The sequence below is a fragment of the Escherichia sp. KCJ4928 genome, assembly GCF_004352695.1.
GTDB lineage: Bacteria > Pseudomonadota > Gammaproteobacteria > Enterobacterales > Enterobacteriaceae > ECMA0423.
In genome coordinates this window covers 1-202 of sequence record NZ_SJWV01000905.1, presented here as the reverse complement: position 1 = coordinate 202, position 202 = coordinate 1, and the positions used below count along the sequence as shown (strand labels likewise).

General features: G+C 50.5%; 1 protein-coding gene. It reads left to right on the top strand.

From position 1 onward, the window contains the following. Nucleotides 1-32: 32 nt before the first annotated feature. Nucleotides 33-202 (top strand): Arm DNA-binding domain-containing protein (locus E0D98_RS27340; RefSeq protein WP_074148218.1); only part of this gene is annotated, 170 nt, incomplete at its 3' end.

Genomic DNA, 202 nt, shown 5'->3' with positions numbered 1-202 from the left:
TACCCTCTTTAACGCATTCAGAAGGCTGAACTATGGCACTGACTGACGCAAAAATCCGGGCTGCAAAGCCCACTGACAAGGCTTATAAACTCACTGACGGGGCTGGCATGTTCCTGCTGGTTCATCCTAATGGTTCCCGTTACTGGCGTCTCCGTTATCGTATTCTGGGTAAGGAGAAGACTCTGGCACTTGGTGTGTATCC